We start from the raw sequence: 16,514 nt of genomic DNA, 5'->3' as shown, positions 1-16,514 counted from the left end.
TAGCTATTACCTTGCACCAGTTTTGGAGCTGACCATGCTGATCCTTCCTTCCGAAATCACGCCGCGCGAAGTGTTTGAGTCGCGCCGCAAGTTCATCAAGCTGGCTGCTGCGGGCGCCATTCTCGGCCCCGAACTGGCGCTGGCGCAGTCCCAGGGCGGCGGACTCGCCAAGCTGGCGGCCAAACGCAACCCAGCCTTCGCCGTCATGGAAAAGCAGACGGCATACAAGGACGCCACCACCTACAATAACTTCTACGAATTCGGCACCGACAAGTCGGACCCGGCGGAGAATGCGCATACCTTGCGCACGCGCCCTTGGACGGTGCAGATCGAGGGCGAGGTGAAGAAACCGATGACCCTCGATATCGACAGCCTGCTCAAACTGGCGCCGCTGGAAGAGCGCATTTACCGCCATCGCTGCGTGGAAGGCTGGTCGATGGTGGTGCCGTGGATCGGCTATTCCTTCTCCGAGTTGATCAAGAAGGTCGAACCGACCGGCAATGCGAAGTACGTTGAATTCATCACGCTGGCCGACCACCAGCAAATGCCGGGCGTGCGCAGCCGCGTGCTGGAATGGCCTTATGTGGAGGGCTTGCGCATCGACGAAGCCAATCACCCGCTGGCGCTGCTCACCGTGGGCATGTACGGCGAGGTGCTGCCGAACCAGAATGGCGCGCCAGTGCGCATGGTGCTGCCGTGGAAGTACGGCTTCAAGTCCGCTAAGTCGATCGTGAAAATCCGCTTCGTGCGCGACATGCCGCGCACCTCTTGGAATAAATCGGCGCCCAATGAATACGGCTTCTTCTCGAATGTGAATCCGGACGTCGACCACCCGCGCTGGTCGCAGGCCAGCGAGCGCCGAATCGGCGAAGACGGCTTCTTCACCAAGAAGCGCAAGACGCTGATGTTCAACGGCTATCCGGAAGTGGCATCGCTCTACACCGGCATGGACCTGAAGAAGTACTACTGATGGCCTTTACTCCCACACCGCGCCAGCTGACGGCGATCAAGTCCATCTCCTTCATGCTGGCGCTGGTGCCGTTCTTTGCGCTGGTTTATCTGGTGGCAGCCGATAAGCTGGTCGAGCCGCTGCAGTACATCACGCGCAATACCGGTTCGTGGACCTTGTACTTCCTGTGCATCACGCTGGCGGTGACGCCCCTGCGGCGTTTATCAGGATGGAATTGGCTGCTCAAGTTGCGCCGCATGATGGGTCTTTACGCCTTCTTTTACGCGCTGCTGCACTTCACTACCTTCCTGTGGTTCGATCACTTCTTCGACGTGCAGGAGATGCTGAAGGACGTCGCCAAGCGGCCCTTCATCACCGTCGGTTTCACCGCCTTCGTGCTGCTGCTGCCGTTGGCTGCGACCAGTACCAATGCCATGGTGCGCCGCCTGGGCGGTAAGCGCTGGCAATCTTTGCATAAGCTGGTATACGTGATTGCGCCGCTGGGCATCCTGCACTTCTGGTGGATGCGGGCGGGCAAGCACGACTTCAACAAGCCGATCCTGTTTGGTCTGATCGTGCTGGCCTTGCTCGGCATCCGCGCCTGGTGGGCGCGCAGCAAGTCCACCGTATCGACTGCACGGGCAGTCCCCCGCCGTTGACTACCGTTCTGGTTGTCAAAATTCGGTGCCACAAAATTCGGTGCCAAAATTCGGTGCCAGGTCTGTCATTCGGACACGTGAAGCGACTATTTGATAAATCTCAATACGCGAAAACGCATGTTTCTACGCATTGAGATTTATCAAACGTGAGCGCTATCTGTCCAAATGACAGACCTGGCACCGAATTTTGAATTTGGGCGGCAGCGGCGCCGCCCCGGCAGGATTACTTGATGACGGTTTCCAGCGCGAACAGGTCGGCTGGATTCTCGCGCTGGCGTACGACGTGGACTTTGTCGCCGTCGACGATCAGCTCCACGGCGCGGCCGCGGGTGTTGTAGTTGGACGCCATGGTCATGCCGTAGGCGCCGGCGGTCTTCATCACCAGCAGATCGCCAGGTTCGACGTTCAGCTCGCGGTCGCGCGCCAGCCAGTCACCGGATTCGCAGATCGGGCCGACCACGTCGAACATCAGGGCGTCAGCGGCGGTTTTCACCACAGGCTGCATATCCATCCACGCCTGGTACATTGCTGGACGCGCCATATCATTCATGGCCGCGTCGACGATGCAGAAGTTCTTCTCTTCGCCGTGCTTGATGAATTCCACGCGGGTCAGCAGCACGCCAGCATTGCCGACGATGGAGCGGCCCGGCTCGAAGATCACCTTGATTGGCTTGTCGCCGTGCCTTTCGGCGCGCCAGGCGTCGATGCGCTTGAACAGGCGGCCGAGGTAGTCGCCCACCGGTACCGGTGCGCCGTCGCCGTAATCGATGCCTAAGCCGCCGCCGATGTCCAGGTGGTGCAGGTGGATGCCTTCGGCGCCCAGGGCGTCGATCAGTTCAATCAGCTTGTCCAGCGCTTCCAGCAGCGGTGCGTCGTCCAGCAGCTGCGAGCCAATATGGCAGTCGATGCCGGACACGTCCAGGTGCGGGAGCTTGGCGGCGGTGCGGTAGGTTGCCAGCGCATCGTCGAAGGCCACGCCGAATTTGTTGGCTTTCAGGCCGGTGGCGATGTACGGGTGGGTTTTGGCGTCCACGTTGGGGTTCACGCGCAGCGAGATGCGCGCTTTCTTGCCCATGGAGCCTGCCACTTCGTTCAGGCGGTGCAGTTCTGGGATGGATTCCACGTTGAAGCACAGGATGTCGTGCGACAGTGCCAGGCGCATCTCTTCCACGCTCTTGCCGACGCCGGAGAAGATCACTTTCTTCGGATCGCCGCCGGCGGCAAGCACGCGCAGCAGTTCGCCGCCGGACACGATGTCGAAGCCGGCGCCGCGGCGGGCCAGCAGGTCCAGGATCGCGAGGTTGGAGTTGGCCTTCATCGCGTAGCACACCAGGGCGTCGCGGCCTGCGCAAGCGTTGGCGTAGGAGTCGAAATTGCCGGTCAGCTGGGATTTGGAATAAACATAGGCTGGGGTGCCGTAGTTTTCCGCGATGGTGTTGAGCGCAACGCCTTCGGCGTGCAGCACGCCATTCTGGTATTCAAAGTGGGACATAAAGTTACTGTTGGGATGCTGGTGGTGTGGACGGAACCGGAGCCTCAGGCGGCGCCACGCCCGGTTTACCCGCGGTAACGGGTTTGGCGGGGGGCTTTGGCAGGTACAGTGGGCCGGTCTGGCCACAACCGGCCAACAGGGCTGTCATTGTAAGGACAGCAAGTGGGATTCGGGACTTCACGATTAGAATAGGGGCTTGATAGGAATCTTGGAGTGTAGCATGACCGAATCGGAATTTTTGGACCTGGCTGAAGCGACCCTGGATGCGATCGAGGCGTCGCTGGATCGCTTGTGCGAACAGGATATGGTGGATGTGGAGTGCAGCCGCAGCGGCAATGTGCTTGAGATCGAGTTTGTGGAGAATGGGTCGAAGGTGATTATTAACTCGCAGGCGCCGATGCAGGAGCTGTGGGTGGCTGCGCGCTCGGGTGGGTTCCACTACCGTCAGGTGGAGGGCAAGTGGATTGATACGCGCCGCGGTACGGAGCTGTACGCGGCGCTGTCGGAGATTGTGACGGAGCAGGGTGGGGCGCCGGTGGTGGTGGCGCCTTAAGACCGGCTTGCCGGTTTGCTCGGTTTAGAACAGCTCGTTCTTGACCGCGTCCTTCTGCTTCTCTTCCGCCGGCGTACCGCGTGTCGCGCCTTCCAGGCTGTCGATGCCAACGCCAGGCGGATTCTCTGCATAGTAGTATTCCCCATCCTGGGAGATTATGCCCTCCGGTATTGGGCGTTCCTCAACCGGAATACTCTTCAATGCCTTGGCCATGTAGCCGATCCAGATCGGCAAGGCGAGGCCGCCGCCGGTTTCCTTGTTGCCCAGGTTTTTAGGCTGGTCGAAGCCAATCCATGCAATGCCCACCAGCTTGGCCTGGTAGCCCGCAAACCAGGCGTCGATCGAATCATTGGTGGTGCCGGTCTTGCCCGCGATATCCGGGCGTTTCAGCGACAGCGCGCGCGTCGCGGTGCCAAAGCGCACCACGTCCTTCATCATCGAATCCATCAGGAAGGCATTACGCTCGTCGATCACGCGGTTCTTCTCGTCGCCTGCCTTGTCCGGATTGGCCTGCGACAGCACCTTGCCGTTGGCGTCGGTGACCTTGGCGATCAGGTAGGGCGAAACCTTGTAGCCGCCGTTGGCGAAGACCGAGTAGGCGCCCGCCATCTGCATCGGCGTCACGCCGCCGGCGCCAAGGGCCAGCGTCAGGTAAGGCGGGTTGCGTTCCGGGTCGAAGCCGAAGCGGGTCGCGTATTCCTGGCCGTACTTGGCGCCGATGCGGTGCAGGATGCGGATCGAGATCATGTTCTTCGACTTGGTCAGGCCGCGGCGCATGGTCATCGGGCCTTCATACTTGCCATCGTAGTTCTTCGGTTCCCATGCCTGGCCGCCGGTCTGGCCCGCGTCGAAGGAGATCGGCGCGTCGTTGATCATGGTGGCCGGCGACAGGCCGCGTTCCAGCGAGGCTGAATAAATGAAAGGCTTGAACGAGGAGCCCGGCTGGCGCCAGGCCTGGGTCACGTGGTTGAACTTGTTGCGGTTGTAGTCGAAGCCGCCCACCATGGCCTTGATCGCGCCATCTTCGGTGCTGGCCGAGATGAAGGCCGATTCGACTTCCGGCATCTGGGTGATCTGCCAGTCCTTCCCTTCCTGCATGACGCGGATCACGGCGCCGCGGCGGATGCGCTTATTGGGCGGGTTCTTGTCCGACAGCCAGCTCTTGCCCATGGCCAGGCCGGCGCCGGTGATGGTGATTTCCTCGCCGGAGGCGGTGGAAGCTACCACCTTGTCGGTGGCGGCGCTGAGCACCATTGCGGCTACGATATTGTCGCTGTCCGGATGTTCGGCCAGCTCGGTTTCCATGATGTCGTCGGCTTCGGACTTGCTGGACGGCAGGTCGACATAGGATTCCGGACCGCGGTACGGGTGGCGCTTCTCGTATTCCATCACGCCGGCGCGCAAGGCCAGGTAGGCAGCGTCCTGGTCGGCCTTGGTAATGGTGGTGAAGACGTTCAGGCCGCGTGTGTAAGTCTCTTCCTTGAACTGCTCGTAGACCAGCTGGCGCGCCATTTCCGCAACATATTCGGCATGGACACCGAAAGCGCTGCTGTCCGTTTTCACTTTTAGCTGTTCATTCTTGGCCGCTTCGTACTGTGCGGGCGTAATATAGCCAAGCTGGGCCATGCGTTGCAGGATGTACTGCTGGCGCACCTTGGCGCGCTTCGGGTTGACCACCGGGTTATAGGCCGAAGGCGCTTTAGGCAGGCCGGCCAGCATGGCAGCTTCCGCCACGCTAATGTCTTTCAGGTTCTTGCCGAAATAGATTTGGGCGGCCGAAGAAAAGCCGTAGGCCCGCTGCCCCAGGTAGATCTGGTTCATGTAGACCTCAAGGATCTGGTCCTTGGTCAGGTTCTGCTCGATCTTCCAGGCCAGCAGCGCTTCATAGGCCTTGCGCTTGAACGTCTGTTCGCTCGATAAGAAGAAGTTGCGCGCTACCTGCTGCGTAATGGTGGACGCCCCCTGGCGGGCGCCGCCGGTCGCGTTGTGGACTGCGGCGCGCAGGATGCCCAGGTAGTCGACGCCGCCGTGCTCGTAGAAGTTGCTGTCTTCGATCGCCAGCACGGCTTTCTTCATGACGTCCGGGATGTCTTTGCTGTGCACCAGGTTGCGGCGCTCTTCGCCAAACTCGCCGATCAGCACATTGTCGGCCGAGTAAATACGCAGCGGCATTTTAGGCCGGTAGTCGGTAATCGTATCCAGCGATGGCAGGTTGGGGTAGGCCAGGGCCAGGCCGAACACCACCAGCAGCACGCCGGCGAGGATCAGGCCCAAGAGGGAAATCAGGGCCATCAGCAAGAAACCCTTCGGCTTCTTAGCCGTGGTCTCGTGGTTATTTGCAGTCATATCCAGCTTCAGAAGGTTTTATGCAAGGCATTATAAATGAGGCCTCTTAGCCCTGAGCGCACGTGATAATCGGAAATATTTACCATGGGCAACAAAACAACTTAGTTAATTGATAGCCATTAAATGCAACATTAGGTGTGGCAAAACTCTCACAAAACTGCAATGGTGCACAGGAGAAATACCTTTACATTGCGCTGACAATGTTGCTAGCATCTAATGTACTGTCTCATGTTTGCGGTCTAAACACGGGTTTTTAAACGAATTTGGATATGTAAATGTCTATGGAGTTGTCAGGAGTGCATCCATGTCATTGGACCTGAAAGCCCTGTTTGGCGGTGCCCAGGGCCCGCTGGTTGGCCTAGATATCAGCACCTCGAGTGTGCGCATGGTGGAATTGTCCGACGCGGGCAAGGACGGCATGCGTCTTGAGCGCTATGCCTCAGAGCCTCTGCCGCGCGGTGCCGTCGCCGACGGCAATATTGAAAATATGGAGCAAGTGGTCGAGGCGGTGCGCCGCCTGGTCAAGAAAAGCGGCACCCGCGCGAAACACGTCGCGCTGGGCATGCCGCCTGCTTCCGTTATTACGAAGAAGATCGTGCTGCCCGCCGGTATGTCCGAAGGACAGCTGGAAGTGCAGGTCGAATCCGAAGCTGCCCAGTACATCCCGTTTGCACTCGACGAGGTGAGCCTGGACTTCGACGTGATCGGCCCGGTCGCCAATTCCACCGAAGACATTGAAGTGATGCTGGCTGCGGCCCGTCGCGAAAAAGTCGAAGACCGCGTGGCGATTGCTGAATCGGCCGGCCTGAAAGCTTCGGTGATGGATATCGAATCCTACGCCGCGCGCGCTGCGCTGGACCGTGTCACCGCCCAACTGCCCGATGGCGGCGCAGGCCAGGTGATCGCGCTGTTCCAGATCGGCGCGGTGTCGACCCAGATTTCCGTCATGCTCGACGGCGCCACCGTCTATGAACGCGAACAGCCGTTTGGCGGCAACTCGCTGACCCAGGATATCGTGCGTTCCTACGGCCTGGCATTCGAAGAAGCCGAGGCGCGCAAGAAAGCGGGCGACCTGCCGGAGAACTACCAGTCCGACGTGCTGGCCCCATGGCTGGAAGGCGCGGCGCTGGAAGTGACGCGCGCGATCCAGTTCTTCTTCACTTCGACGCCGTTCACCAAGATCGACCAGATCTTCCTGGCCGGCGGCTGCGCCTTGTTGCCGGGCCTGCTGGAAATGATTGCCAGCCGCACCCGTATTTCGAGCGCCGTGATTTCGCCGTTCAAGGGCATGCAGCTGGCTTCCGGCCTGCGTGAAAGTGCATTGCGCACCGACGCGCCGGCATACCTGGTGGCTTGCGGCCTGGCCATGCGGAGGTTCGACTGATGATACGCATTAACCTACTCCCGCACCGGGAGGAAAAGCGCAAGCTGCGCAAGAACGCCTTCTACGCTTTGCTGGGCCTTGGCCTGGCCGTTGGCGTCACGATCGTTGCGATGGTGGGCGGCTACAACGCACGCGAACTGGCGATCCAGGAAAAGCGCCAGGAGGTGCTGAAAGGCGCGATCTCGGACTTGGACAAAAAGATTGCGGAAATCTCCTCGCTGCGCCAGGAAATCGATGCGCTGAAAGCGCGCCAGCAAGCGGTTGAAGACTTGCAGGCGGACCGCAACCAGCCGGTGTACTTGATGGATGAACTGGTCAAGCAGACGCCGCCTGGCGTGTTCCTGAAGACCGTTCGCCAGGAAGCGCTGAAAGTCACCCTGACCGGCATTGCGCAATCGCAGGAGCGCGTCTCCGAGCTGCTGCGCAACCTGTCGGGCAATTCGCCGTGGCTGGAACGCCCCGACCTGGTGGAGGTGAAAGCCGGCACCATGGGTGGCGGCTCGGGCAAGAACGCGTCTTCCCGCCATGTCGTCGAATTCCAGCTGTCGGTCATGATCAAGCGTCCACGCGACAAGGACGAAAACCCGGATGGCAAGCCGGGCGCCAAACCAGGCGCCAAGGGCGTTGCTTCTGTCAAGTCCTGAGAGCAAAACCATGGCAACTGATTTGAAAAATATAGGCGATACGCTCAGCGCCCAGTTCAGGAACCTGAACGGCGTGCACCCAGGCCTGTGGCCTGTTGTGCCACGCGTGCTGTTGGCGGTGGGTGTGGCTGTGCTGGCGGTGCTGGCCGGCTATTTCCTCTACTGGCAAGGCCAGTACGAAGACCTGGAAAAGGGCGCAGCGGCGGAACAGAAGCTGCGCGACGAGTACACCCTGAAAGTTGGCCAGGCGGTTAACCTGGACGAACTCAAGCGTCAGAAGGAACAGGTCGACAAGTACGTGGTGCAGATGGAAAAGCAACTGCCGGGCAAGGCGGAAATGGCGGCCCTGCTGTCAGACATCAACAACGCCGGCACCGGCCGCGGCCTGTCCTTCGAGCTGTTCAAGCCGAATCGCGTCGACGTCAAGGAATATTACGCCGAGCAGCCAATCGAACTGCGCGTGAACGGCAGCTACCACGACTTGGGCTCCTTTGCCGGCGACTTGGCAGGCATGGCGCGTATCGTCACGCTCAACAATATTTCGCTGGAAGCCAAGAGCCGCGACGGCAAGGACCTGCCTGCAGGCACCTTGCAGCTGAACGCTACTGCCAAAACTTTCCGCTACCTCGATCCGGAAGAAGTGGCCGAGCAGCGCAAGGCCGCCAACGATAAGAAGAAAAAGGGAGGGAATCAGCAATGAAGAAGTTCGCCCCCCTTGTTTGCGCCTTGCTGCTGACCGCTTGCGGCGAGAGCGACGTGCAGCAGGTGCGCAGCTGGATGAAGGAAGTCGAGGCGCAGACCAAGCCGACCGTCAAGCCGCTGCCCGAGCCTAAGACGTTCGTGCCGTTTGCCTACGCGGCCGGCGATGTGCTGGATCCGTTCAACGCCAGCAAGCTGCTGACCGAACTGGCCAAGAGCCGCCCGGGCGGCACGCAGGCGCCGGACCAGAACCGGCGCAAGGAATTCCTCGAAAGCTTCCCGCTGGATGCCATGAAGATGGTCGGCACCATGGAAAAGAACAATGTGGTGCTTGGCTTGTTGCAGATTGACCGCACCGTCTACCAGGTCAAGAAGGGACAGTACGTGGGACAGAATTATGGTTTGATCACCGGGGTCAGCGATGACGCGATCACGGTGCGTGAAATTGTTCAGGATGCGGCCGGCGATTGGGTCGAGCGCATGTCGAAGATGGAACTGCAGGAAAGTAAGGAGAGCTCCAAATGATCGCCATCAGAACCCTGAAGCGCCTGTGCCGCCAGGCCAGCGTCGTGCTGGCCCTGGCTGGCAGCGCAGCGGTTGCGCAGGCACAGCAAGGCAACGCGATCGAATCGATCACGGCCAATCAGCAAGGCAACAATGTGATCGTGAAGATCCAGATGAAGGACGCGCCGCAAAAGCTGCCGATCGGCTTTGCGATCACCAATCCGTCGCGCATTGCGCTCGACTTCGGCCAGACCGTCAACGGCACCGGCAAAACCAGCCAGGACATCAACCTGGGCGACCTGGCCAGCGTGAACGTGGTGCAGGCCGGCGATCGTTCGCGCCTGGTATTTAACCTCAAGCGCGCGCTGAACTACGCCACCGCAATCGACGGCAAGTCCATCATCCTGACCATCGACGGCTCCGGCGGCGTGGCGCAGGCGGTTGATGCGCGCGGCTTGCCTGTGGCAAGCGCGGCCCCGGCCAAGCCGGTTGGCAAGCAGATGCTGCGCGACATCGACTTCCGTCGCGGCACCAACGGCGAAGGCCGCGTGGTGATCGACCTGCCGAACAACCAGGTTGCAGTCGATATGCGCCAGACCGCCACCGGCGTGGTGGTCGATTTCCTGAAAACCAGCCTGCCGGAAACCCTGCGCCGCCGCTTGGACGTGACCGACTTCGGCACGCCAGTGACCCGCGTCACCACCGTGCCGCAGGGCGAGAACGTGCGCATGACCGTGGAAGCGCACGGCCTGTGGGAACAAAGCGTGTACCAGAGCGATACCCAGCTGGTGGTGGACGTCAAGCCGATCAAGGAAGACCCGAACAAGCTGGTGCAGGGCACCCAAGGCTACCGAGGCGAGAAGCTGTCGTTCAACTTCCAGAACGTGGAAGTGCGCGCGGCACTGCAGGCGATTGCCGACATCTCGGGCCTGAACATCATCACCAGTGACAGCGTGCAGGGCAACCTGACCCTGCGCCTGAAGGAAGTCCCATGGGACCAGGCGCTGGACGTCGTGCTACAGGCGAAGAGCCTGGACATGCGCAAGAACGGCAACGTGCTGTGGATCGCGCCGCAGGAAGAGCTGCTGACCAAGGAAAAACTGGTGATGGAGCAGAAAGCCCAGATCGCCGACCTGGAGCCGCTCAAGACCGAGATCTTCCAGCTGAACTACCTGAAGGCTGAATCGTTCCGCAACATCTTCGCAGCCGACAGCACCGGCGGCGACGGCAAGAGCAGCACCCGCGTGCTGTCCAAGCGCGGCGTGGCCATCATCGAGCCGCGTTCCAATCAGCTGTTCGTGACCGATATCGCGTCCAAGATCGAGGAAATCCGCAAGCTGATCCAGAAAACCGACATCTCCACCAAGCAGGTGCTGATCGAGGCCCGTATCGTGGAAGCTTCCGACACCTTCACCAAGAACCTGGGCGCCAAGCTGGGCTTTGCCGACATGCGCGGCATCCGCGGCGGCGACGCCGGCTGGGGCTTGGGCGGCGGCAACACCCGCCTCGGCGTGAGCGGCAACCAGACCGGTATTGGCCAGGCCACTGGCGTGGTGCGTGTCGACAATGGCGTTGATTCGTACAACAACACTCAGTTCATCAACCTGCCGGCGGCTTCGATCAACGGCGCCCAGGCCGGCAGCCTGGCCATCAGCTTGTTCAACTCGGCGGCCAATCGCTTCCTGAACCTGGAACTGTCGGCGCTGGAAGCTGACGGTACCGGCAAGATCATTTCCAGCCCGCGCGTGGTCACCGCCGACAAGGCGCCCGCGCTGATCGAGCAGGGCGTGGAACTGCCATACCAGGTGGCGACTTCTTCCGGCGCGACCTCGATCGTGTTCCGTAAGGCCAACCTGAAGCTGGAAGTGATGCCGCAGATTACTCCGGACGGTAATGTGGTACTGGATGTGGATGTAACCAAGGACTCCGTGGGTCAGGAAACGCGTGCCGGCTTCGCCATCGACAACAAGCACGTGAAGACCCAGGTGATGGTGGAAAACGGCGGCACCGTGGTGCTGGGCGGTATCTACCAACAGACCGAGCGCAACACCACCTCCAAGGTGCCGCTGCTGGGTGACGTGCCTGTGTTGGGCTACCTGTTCAAAACCAATTCGCGTACCAATGACAAGACCGAGCTGCTGGTCTTCATTACGCCCAAGATCGTTACCGACCGCCTGACCGCGCGTTGAGACGAAGTTCCAGTGTCACCAGAATAAGGGTAAGAGAAATGACTAACGTAGTTTTCCGAAAACTGTCGGGCTGGGTGGGCGCTTTAGCCTGTGCCAGCCTGCTGGCCGCCTGCGGCGGCGGCGGCGGTTCGCCAGGTGCGACCACCAACAACCCTAACCCGAACGCGCCGAAAGTGGCCAGCGTGGTGGTTACTTCCACTTCCAGCCAGCTCGCCTCTTCCGGCCAAGCCGGCACGGAAGTGACCCTGACCGCCCTGGTCAAGGATGCCAGCAATACCGCGGTGGCCGGCGCCACCGTGTCCTTCGCCGCCAGTTCCGGCGCCGTGGGCACCATCAGCGGCGTATCCGATGCCAGCGGCATCGTGACCGCTAAGCTGAGCACCGGTGGCGATGCGACCCTGCGCGCCATCACGGTAACTGCCGCGTCCGGCGGCGTGACTTCCCAGCCTATCACCGTCAACGTGGTGCAAGCTACCCAGACCCTGACGCTGACCACCGATTCCGGTACCCTGCCGTCGTCCGGTGCGACCGACGTCGCCGTGACGGGGCTGGTGCGCGACTCCAATAATGCTGTCATGCCGAACGTGAAAGTCACGCTGTCGGCCGACAGCGGCACGCTGACCAGCACTTCGACGCTCACCGACGCCCAGGGCAAGGTAACTGCCAAGCTGTCCACCGGCGGTGATGCCACGTCGCGCGTGATCAAGATTTCCGGTAACCTGGACGGAGTTCCTCCGGTTACTGCCAGCGTCACCGTGAGCGGCACGACGATCAAGGTTAGCGCCAACGCGACCGTGAACCTCAACACCAATACTGACGTCAGCGTTAAAGTGACCGACTCGGCTGGCCATGCCCTGGTCAACAAGCCCGTAACTTTCGCCTCCAACGTTGCCAACAGCCTGACCGTCAGCGGTGGTGGCGCAGCCGTAACTGATGCTGCTGGCCAACTGACCCTGACCTACCGCGTCAGCACCTTGCCTACCGGCGGCGAAGACGTGATCGTGGTGCGTTCCATGGGCGAATCCAATTCGGCCAAAGTAACTATCAGCGCCTCGAACTTCACCGTTACCAGCAGCCAGGCGATTAGCAATATCAACAATTGCGTTTCGGTCAAGGTACACAGCGACATCAACGGCAGCCCCTCCAGCGGTAATGTCACTCTCGGCATCTCGCGCGGCGTCGTATACACCGACGCTTGCACAACGACGGGCAGCACCAAGGCTCTGGATGTCCTGGGCGAAGCCACCTTCTGGGTCCAGGCCCCGAATCCTGGCCTTGCCACCCTGAGCGCCAGCATCCCAGGCGGCGGCATCAGCCAGAGTTCTATCGAATTCATCGCGCCGCTGCTGCCTACCGCCAACATCACGTTGCAGGTCGATCCTGCCGTGGTTGGCACCAACACCGTCGGCAGCAGCACCGAGCAGGCTACGGTTCGCGCCATCGTGCGGGACGGCAGCCCGGCTAACAATCTGGTGAAAGATGCACTGGTGACCTTCAGCATCGACACCGATTCCAGCGGCGGTAGGCTGAGCCTGCCGATTCAGGTATCGACCGGCAGCGATGGCGTCGCCACCGTGAGCTATATTGCCGGCAGCGCTGCGACCGCCCTGAATGGCGTCCAGATCCGCGGCCAGCTGCAAGGCGCGTCGACCGCATCAAATACCGTGACGTTGACCGTGTCGAAGAAATCCCTGTTCATTTCGGCCGGTACCGGCCGCGAGGTGGGCTTGCCTGATTCCGAGACCTACACCAAGACCTACAGCGTGCTGGTGACCGATGCCAGCGGCAATGCCGTGCCGAGCGTGAACATTACCGCCAGCGTCCTGCCGCGCCATTACCGCAAGGGCAAGCTGTACTTCCCGGGCACCGACGGCCCATGGCAGTTGCCGGTCCAGGCTTTCACCGGCGCCCTGCCGTTCCCTTGCCTGAACGAAGACGTCAACAACAACGGCGTACTGGATGCGGGTGAAGATACCAACACCAACGGAAAACTCGACCCGGGCATCCCGGTCAGCGTGACCTCCGGCGGCGTTACCGACGCATCCGGCCGCACCCTCGTGACACTACGCTATGCGCGCGGCAACGCCTTGTGGCTCGGCGTGGACCTGACTATCCGCGGTACGGTCTCGGGTTCCGAGGCGGTGTATGTGGCCTACATCCCGCAGCTGCAAGGTCTCGCGACCGATTACTCCGACGCCAAGGTGGCGCCGCCAGGCCTGACCAGCCCGTGGGGTGAAGGCAACCTAATGCCAACTGGTAACTTCACTGCCCTGGACTGCAAGAACCCGAATTAAGATATTATGCGTGAATGCATAATGTTTATTTAGTAGGGTTGATGGGGGCGGGCAAGACGACCATTGGTCGCCAGCTCGCCCGCAAGCTGGGCTTGCGGTTTATCGATTCGGACCATGAAATCGAAAGCCGCACGGGCGCCTCGATCCCGTGGATTTTTGAAATCGAAGGCGAACCAGCTTTCCGCCGCCGGGAAGCGGAGGTCATCCGCGACCTGACCGGCCAGCAAGGCATCGTGCTGGCCACCGGCGGCGGCGCCATCCTCAATGCAGACAGCCGCGCCCTTCTCAAAGAGCGCGGCACCGTCATTTACCTGCGCGCCTCGATCAATTCGATCCTGGCCCGTACGGCGCACGACAAAAACAGGCCCCTGTTGCAGACGGCCGATCCCCGCAAGAAACTGGAAGAACTGCTGGAGCAGCGCGAGCCGCTGTACATGGAGATGGCCCATTTGGTCATCGACACCGGCCGTCCCAACGTCCTATCGATGGTCCAGAACATCATCAACCAGCTGGATGCGCTGGCCTGCCAGGCCGCGCCCAATTGCCTGACCCAGGCGCAACCTGCCATGAACGAACAAACCAATATCCTGCTCAACGTCGACCTCGACGAGCGCAGTTACCCGATCGCCATCGGCCCTTCGCTGCTGGACGACGCCAGCCTGCTGGCCAAATATGTGGGCGGCAAGAAGGTCGCCATCGTCTCCAACGACACCGTGGCTCCGCTGTACATGGAACGCGTGCGCGCCCCGCTGGCAGCCGCCGGCAAGGAAGTGATCGAAGTGGTGCTGCCCGACGGCGAAGAACACAAGCACTGGGAATCGCTGATGAAGGTGTTCGATGCCCTGCTGGCCAACAAGGCCGACCGCAAGACCACCCTGATCGCCCTGGGCGGCGGGGTGATCGGCGACATGACCGGCTACGCCGCTGCGTCGTATATGCGCGGCGTGGATTTCGTGCAGGTGCCGACCACCTTGCTGTCTCAGGTCGACTCCTCGGTGGGCGGCAAGACCGGCATTAACCACCCGCTGGGCAAGAACATGATCGGCGCCTTTTACCAGCCAAAGGCCGTCATTGCCGACACCACCACCCTGGAAACGCTGCCCGAGCGCGAACTTTCGGCCGGCCTGGCGGAAGTGATCAAGTACGGCTGCATCATCGACGTGCCTTTCTTCGAATGGATCGAAGAGAACATCGGCCTGCTGATGGCGCGCGACAAGGGCGCCCTGGCCTATGCCATCGCCCGTTCCTGCGAAATCAAGGCCGACGTGGTGCGCCAGGATGAACGCGAAGGCGGCCTGCGCGCGATCCTCAATTTCGGCCACACCTTCGGCCACGCCATCGAGGCTGGGATGGGCTACGGCGCCTGGCTGCACGGCGAGGCGGTCGGCTGCGGCATGGTGATGGCGGCAGATTTGTCGCAGCGCCTGGGCTTCATCGATCAAGCCGCAGTGGATCGCATCCGCCACCTGGTGGCTGCAGCCGGCTTGCCGGTGGTGGCGCCGAACCTTGGCACCGAGCGCTGGCTGGAGCTGATGGAAGTGGACAAGAAAAACGAAGGCGGAGCGATCAAGTTCATCCTGCTCGAGCCGCTCGGCAAAGCCCGCATCACCACGGCTCCGCAAGACCTGCTGTTGCAAACCCTGGCCGCCTGCACGGAGTAATATGGAAGAGACGCTCGCCCCCTACGCAGCACATTCTGACAAGGGGCGCGGACGCCGCTTTCCCGAAACGCCGCATGCTTCGCGCTCCCAGTTCCAGCGCGACCGCGACCGCATCATCCATTCCACGGCTTTCCGCCGCCTCGAATACAAAACCCAGGTCTTCCTCAATCATGAGGGGGACCTGTTCCGCACCCGTCTCACGCATAGCCTGGAAGTGGCCCAGATCGGCCGTTCGCTGGCGCGCAACCTGCGCTTGAACGAAGACCTGGTGGAAGCCATCGCCCTGGCGCACGACCTGGGTCACACGCCTTTCGGCCATGTGGGGCAGGACGTGCTGCACGAATGCATGAAGGGGCATGGCGGCTTCGAACATAACCTGCAAAGCCTGCGCGTGGTGGATGTGCTGGAAGAGCAGTACGGCGCCTTCGATGGCCTGAACCTGATGTTCGAAACGCGCGAAGGCATCCTGAAGCACTGCTCCGTCAACAACGCGCGCCTGCTCGGCGACGTGGCGCAACGCTTCCTCGACAAGACCCAGCCCTCGCTGGAAGCCCAACTGACCAACCTGGCCGACGAAATCGCCTACAACAGCCACGATATCGACGATGGCTTGCGTTCGGGACTGATCTCCATTGCGCAGCTGGAGCAGGTGGAATTCTTCGGCCGACTGTGGCGCGAAGTGCAGGCTGCGCATCCGGGCCTGGCGGGCCGCCGCGCGATTTACGAAACCCTGCGCCGGCTGATCACGGCGCTGGCCGATAATCTGATCGCCACCTCGCACGAGCGCATCGCCGAGCACAATCCGCAGAATATGGAAGACGTGCGCGCCGCGCCGCCGCTGATCCGCTTCTCCGACCAGATGCGCAAGGATGCCACGGAGCTGAAGCGCTTCCTGCACGAGAACCTGTACCGCCACTACAAGGTGAACCGCATGCGCCTGAAGGCCAGCCGCATGGTGCGCGAGTTGTACGACGCCTTCACCGCCGACCCGTCGCTGCTGCCGCCCGACTACCGCGTGGAACGGGGCGACGAGACCGGCCAGGCGCGCCGAGTGGCCGATTACATCGCCGGCATGACCGACCGCTATGCCATCGCCGAACACCGCCGCATCTATTCGCTGGAAAACCTTTAAGCTTGCAT

General features: G+C 61.3%; 14 protein-coding genes. 11 read left to right on the top strand and 3 right to left on the bottom strand.

Annotated elements, in window-relative coordinates; all coding sequences use genetic code 11:
- Positions 1 to 34: 34 nt before the first annotated feature.
- Both msrP and msrQ read left to right on the top strand, forming a co-directional pair.
- Complete coding sequence (gene msrP, locus AC1RTP_RS20785; RefSeq protein ID WP_498610079.1) at positions 35 to 970, top strand: protein-methionine-sulfoxide reductase catalytic subunit MsrP; 936 nt, start codon at positions 35 to 37, stop codon at positions 968 to 970.
- Complete coding sequence (gene msrQ, locus AC1RTP_RS20780; RefSeq protein ID WP_498610077.1) at positions 970 to 1,608, top strand: protein-methionine-sulfoxide reductase heme-binding subunit MsrQ; 639 nt, start codon at positions 970 to 972, stop codon at positions 1,606 to 1,608. Before msrP ends, msrQ begins: the two co-directional genes overlap by 1 nt.
- A 223-nt stretch (positions 1,609 to 1,831) precedes the next feature.
- Here msrQ and lysA read toward each other — a convergent pair whose 3' ends face one another.
- Positions 1,832 to 3,100, bottom strand: coding sequence for a diaminopimelate decarboxylase (gene lysA, locus AC1RTP_RS20775; protein WP_498610076.1), 1,269 nt, complete (start codon positions 3,098 to 3,100; stop codon positions 1,832 to 1,834).
- A gap of 4 nt (positions 3,101 to 3,104) precedes the next feature.
- Entirely contained in the window at positions 3,105 to 3,281 is a 177-nt protein-coding gene (lptM, locus tag AC1RTP_RS20770) for an LPS translocon maturation chaperone LptM (protein WP_498610074.1), read from the bottom strand.
- Positions 3,282 to 3,320: 39 nt separating this feature from the next.
- Between lptM and cyaY the strand changes: the two genes are divergently transcribed.
- Positions 3,321 to 3,653: an iron donor protein CyaY gene (gene cyaY / locus AC1RTP_RS20765; RefSeq protein WP_498610072.1), complete on the top strand. Its 333-nt coding sequence runs from the start codon at positions 3,321 to 3,323 to the stop codon at positions 3,651 to 3,653.
- 24 nt (positions 3,654 to 3,677) lie between these two features.
- Here the strand turns inward: cyaY and AC1RTP_RS20760 are convergent, their stop codons facing one another.
- Positions 3,678 to 5,945: a penicillin-binding protein 1A gene (locus AC1RTP_RS20760; protein WP_498610143.1), complete on the bottom strand. Its 2,268-nt coding sequence runs from the start codon at positions 5,943 to 5,945 to the stop codon at positions 3,678 to 3,680.
- Positions 5,946 to 6,303: 358 nt separating this feature from the next.
- Here AC1RTP_RS20760 and AC1RTP_RS20755 point away from each other — a divergent pair, with 358 nt between their 5' ends.
- From AC1RTP_RS20755 to AC1RTP_RS20720, 8 genes are read left to right on the top strand one after another with little or no spacing between them, the layout of a single operon-like run.
- Entirely contained in the window at positions 6,304 to 7,383 is a 1,080-nt protein-coding gene (locus tag AC1RTP_RS20755) for a pilus assembly protein PilM (protein WP_498610070.1), read from the top strand.
- A complete protein-coding gene (locus AC1RTP_RS20750; RefSeq protein WP_498610068.1) occupies positions 7,383 to 8,027 on the top strand; it encodes a PilN domain-containing protein in 645 nt (214 codons plus the stop codon). The genes AC1RTP_RS20755 and AC1RTP_RS20750 overlap by 1 nt, the downstream gene beginning before the upstream one ends.
- Positions 8,028 to 8,037: 10 nt before the next feature.
- On the top strand, positions 8,038 to 8,727 hold the full coding sequence (locus AC1RTP_RS20745) for a type IV pilus inner membrane component PilO (protein WP_498610066.1): 690 nt from the start codon (positions 8,038 to 8,040) through the stop codon (positions 8,725 to 8,727).
- Positions 8,724 to 9,251 (top strand): pilus assembly protein PilP, encoded by a 528-nt coding sequence (locus AC1RTP_RS20740; protein ID WP_498610064.1) that lies wholly within the window; start codon positions 8,724 to 8,726, stop codon positions 9,249 to 9,251. The genes AC1RTP_RS20745 and AC1RTP_RS20740 overlap by 4 nt, the downstream gene beginning before the upstream one ends.
- Complete coding sequence (locus AC1RTP_RS20735) at positions 9,248 to 11,419, top strand: type IV pilus secretin PilQ (protein ID WP_498610062.1); 2,172 nt, start codon at positions 9,248 to 9,250, stop codon at positions 11,417 to 11,419. The genes AC1RTP_RS20740 and AC1RTP_RS20735 overlap by 4 nt, the downstream gene beginning before the upstream one ends.
- Positions 11,420 to 11,457: 38 nt before the next feature.
- Positions 11,458 to 13,713 carry a beta strand repeat-containing protein gene (locus AC1RTP_RS20730; RefSeq protein ID WP_498610060.1) on the top strand — a complete coding sequence of 752 codons (2,256 nt, stop codon included), beginning with the start codon at positions 11,458 to 11,460 and terminating at the stop codon, positions 13,711 to 13,713.
- 41 nt (positions 13,714 to 13,754) lie between these two features.
- Positions 13,755 to 15,374, top strand: a complete 1,620-nt coding sequence (gene aroKB / locus AC1RTP_RS20725) for a bifunctional shikimate kinase/3-dehydroquinate synthase AroKB (RefSeq protein ID WP_498610142.1) — start codon at positions 13,755 to 13,757, stop codon at positions 15,372 to 15,374.
- A 1-nt stretch (position 15,375) separates the two neighbouring features.
- A complete protein-coding gene (locus AC1RTP_RS20720; RefSeq protein ID WP_498610058.1) occupies positions 15,376 to 16,506 on the top strand; it encodes a deoxyguanosinetriphosphate triphosphohydrolase in 1,131 nt (376 codons plus the stop codon).
- Positions 16,507 to 16,514: the final 8 nt, after the last annotated feature.

Source organism: Pseudoduganella sp. GW821-FHT11H04, from assembly GCF_058807935.1.
The sequence above is the reverse complement of the archived record's forward strand: the minus strand, read 5'-3'. Positions and strand labels throughout refer to the sequence as shown.